2 protein-coding genes and 1 tRNA gene are annotated in these 3,811 nt (G+C 59.6%); all 3 read left to right on the top strand.

Going from position 1 to position 3,811, the window contains the following annotated elements; genetic code table 11:
* A partial coding sequence (gene uvrB, locus H0V34_14940; GenBank protein MBA2492917.1) for an excinuclease ABC subunit UvrB occupies positions 1–1,757 on the top strand: 1,757 nt, incomplete at its 5' end.
* 251 nt (positions 1,758–2,008) lie between these two features.
* Positions 2,009–2,085, top strand: a tRNA-Val gene (locus H0V34_14935).
* Positions 2,086–2,171: 86 nt separating this feature from the next.
* Positions 2,172–3,811: threonine--tRNA ligase (thrS, locus tag H0V34_14930; GenBank protein MBA2492916.1), on the top strand; the 1,640-nt coding region annotated here is incomplete at its 3' end.

Genomic DNA, 3,811 nt, shown 5'->3' with positions numbered 1-3,811 from the left:
CATATTATGACTACTATCAGCCCGAAGCGTACGTCCCTTCCAGCGACACGTTTATCGAGAAGGACTCCTCGATCAATGAGCACATCGAGCAGATGCGGCTGTCCGCGACCAAGGCGCTGCTGGAGCGCCCGGACACCGTGATCGTGGCGACCGTGTCGGCGATTTATGGCCTCGGCGATCCGCGCACGTATTTACAAATGGTCATGCATCTGGATCGCGGCGACCGCATCGATCAGCGCCGGATTCTGCGGCGGCTCGCCGAACTGCAATATACGCGCAACGATATGGAGCTGCGGCGCGGCACGTTCCGCGTGCGCGGCGAAGTCATCGACGTGCATCCCGCCGATTCCGAACGCGAAGCCGTGCGGATCGAATTGTTCGACGATGAAATCGAAAAATTGAGTTTCTTCGATCCGCTGACCGGTGAAGTGATCCGTTCGGTGCCGCGCCTGACGATCTTCCCCAAGACGCACTATGTCACGCCGCGCGAGACCCTGCTCGAAGCCCTGGAGCTCATCAAACGCGAGTTGGCCGAACGGCTGAAGGTGCTGCGGCAGGCGAATCGTCTGGTGGAAGCGCAGCGTCTCGAACAGCGCACCACGTTCGATCTGGAGATGATCCGCGAGCTGGGCTACTGCTCCGGCATCGAGAATTACTCGCGATATCTTTCCGGACGCGAGGCGGGTCAGCCGCCGCCGTGTTTCCTGGACTATCTGCCGGGTGAAGCATTGCTGGTGGTGGACGAGAGCCACGTGTCGATTCCGCAGTTCGGCGGCATGTATAAAGGTGACCGTTCGCGCAAGGAAACGCTGGTCGAATATGGATTCCGCCTGCCCTCGGCGCTTGACAACCGGCCGCTCAAGTTCGAGGAATTTGAAGCAATGATGCCGCAGTGTATTTTTGTCTCCGCCACGCCGGGACCTTACGAGCAGACGCACTCCGACGGGGTAATCGAGCAACTCGTGCGGCCCACGGGCCTGGTCGATCCGCGGATCGAGGTGCGCCCCGTGCGCAGCCAGGTGGATGACGTGCTGTCCGAGATCAACGAACGCGCGGCCATCAACGAGCGCGTGCTGATCACAACGCTGACCAAGCGCATGGCCGAGGATTTGACCGAGTATCTGTTCGAGCACGGTGTGCGCGTGCGCTATCTGCATTCGGATATCGGCACGGTCGAGCGCGTGGAGATCATCCGCGATCTGCGGCTGGGCGAATTCGACGCGCTGGTCGGGATCAATCTGCTGCGCGAGGGGCTGGATCTGCCGGAGGTTTCCCTTGTAGCAATCCTGGACGCCGACAAGGAAGGTTTTCTGCGCTCGGACCGTTCGCTGATTCAGACCATCGGGCGGGCCGCGCGCAATCTCAACGGCAAGGTGATCATGTACGCCGATTCCATCACCAATTCCATGCGGCGCGCGATCGACGAAACCGACCGCCGGCGTACCCGTCAGATCACCTTCAACGCGCAACACAACATCACCCCCATAGGCATCCAGAAGAAGATCGCCGACATCATGGAAGGTGCCTACGCGGGCAGCCAGGCCGCGTCACCCAAACGCTACGCGAAAGTAGCGGAGAACGTCTTGGATTACGCCAGCCGCTCGCCAGAGCACACCGCCAAACGCATCAGGCAACTGGAGCAGCGCATGTATGAGCACGCGAGAAATCTGGAATTTGAGCAGGCCGCGAGTGCGCGTGACGAGATCGGGCGGTTGAAAGAAAAGCTGCTGGGCGCGGCTCAGCAGCAGACCGGATAATTGGCTGTTGGTCAGGCAGGTCGATCTGAATTGATCTTCCCAGTGAAGCCTTGATGTCAGAAAGTAGTTGCCGCTCGCGCTTATTGTTGATACTTTTTCTGAAACTGCAGGCGCGTAGCTCAGCTGGGCGAGGCGAAACAAGCGAAAGCGATTAAAGCTTTCGCTCGCCGAGCGACCGGACAGGACGTCCGGGCCGGAGTCGAGCGAAGCTGTTATGCGTAGCCATGGATGGCACCAAGGGGTTAGCATTTAGGCGCGTAGCTCAGCTGGTTAGAGCACCACCTTGACATGGTGGGGGTCGTTGGTTCGAGTCCAATCGCGCCTACCAACTTCCGCAGCCCTTGCCGCCGATGAGCGGCGATTCAAGTTGCACGCAAGTGGCCCCTCGTATCGGCCACCACTGGAGAACGCGATATGCCCGACATTACCCTTCCCGACGGCAGTCAACGCCATTACGATCATCCCGTTACCGTCCACGCGGTGGCCGCCGATATTGGTCGCGGCCTTGCGAAAGCGGCGATCGTGGGCGAGGTCGATGGCAGGCTGCGGGATACTTCGTATCTGCTGGAAAACGACGCGAAGCTCAGCATCGTAACCGGCCGCGATATGGCGGGTCTCGAAGTTATCCGCCATTCGACCGCGCACCTGATGGCGCAGGCGGTCAAGTCTCTGTTCCCCGAAGCGCAGGTCACGATCGGGCCCGTGGTCGAAAACGGGTTTTATTACGACTTCGCGTACGAGCGGCCGTTTACCACGCAGGATCTGCAAGCAATCGAAAAGAAAATGGAGGAGCTGGCGCGGCGGGACTTTACCGTTCAGCGTGAGGTCATTCCGCGCGACGAGGCCGTAGCCTTGTTTCGGGGCATGGGCGAGGAATACAAGGCGCGCATCATCGCCGATATCCCCGCTAACGAGGAACTCACCTTGTATCGGCAGGGCGAATTCGTCGATCTGTGCCGCGGTCCGCACGTGCCCAGCACCGGCAGATTACAGGCCTTCAAGCTGATGAAAGTGGCGGGCGCGTACTGGCGCGGCGATCAGAGTAACGAGGTTCTGCAGCGCATTTACGGCACCGCCTGGGCCGACAAGAAGCTATTGAAAGAATACCTGCATCGGCTGGAAGAAGCCGAGAAGCGCGATCACCGGCGTATCGGCAAGCAGATGGACCTGTTTCACTTTCAGGAAGAAGCGCCTGGCATGGCGTTCTGGCACGATAAGGGCTGGCAGATTTATCTCACCATCCAGGATTACATCCGCGGCCTGCTGCGCGAGCACGGCTATCAGGAAGTCCACACACCGCAATTGCTGGACCGTTCGCTGTGGGAGAAGTCCGGCCACTGGGCGAAGTTTCGCGACGAAATGTTCACCACCGAATCGGAGAACCATGTTTTCGCGGTCAAGCCGATGAACTGCCCGGCGCACCTGCAGATTTATAATCAGGGCTTGCGAAGCTATCGCGAGCTGCCGCTGCGGCTGGCCGAATTCGGCTCCTGTCATCGTAACGAGGCATCGGGAACGCTGCACGGTCTGATGCGCGTGCGCAATTTCGTGCAGGATGACGCGCATATTTTCTGTACCGATGACCAGATTCTGGGCGAGGTGTCGAACTTTATCGATCTGGTGTTTCAGGTGTACCGCGATTTTGGCTTCGATGAGGTGTTTACCAAACTTTCCACCCGTCCCAAAGAAAGAGTCGGCGCCGACGAATTGTGGGACAAGGCGGAAGCGGCATTGCAGGCGGCGCTGGATCACAACCAGTTGGCTTTCGCCCTGCAGCCGGGCGAAGGCGCGTTTTATGGGCCCAAGATCGACTTCTCGCTGAAGGACTGCATTGGCCGGGTGTGGCAGCTTGGCACCGTGCAGCTCGATTTCTCCATGCCGGCGCGGCTGGGCGCGATTTACGTTGCGGAGAACGGCGAACGTCAGGTGCCGGTCATGATTCATCGCGCCATACTCGGTTCGCTGGAGCGTTTTATCGGCATGCTGATCGAGCACCACGCCGGCAATCTGCCGTTGTGGCTGGCGCCCGTGCAGGCGGTGGTGCTGAATATCAC

Source organism: Gammaproteobacteria bacterium (assembly GCA_013696315.1).
Classification (GTDB): Bacteria; Pseudomonadota; Gammaproteobacteria; order JACCYU01; family JACCYU01; genus JACCYU01.
Note: the sequence above shows the minus strand (reverse complement) of the source record. Positions and strands in the feature narration are given on the sequence as shown.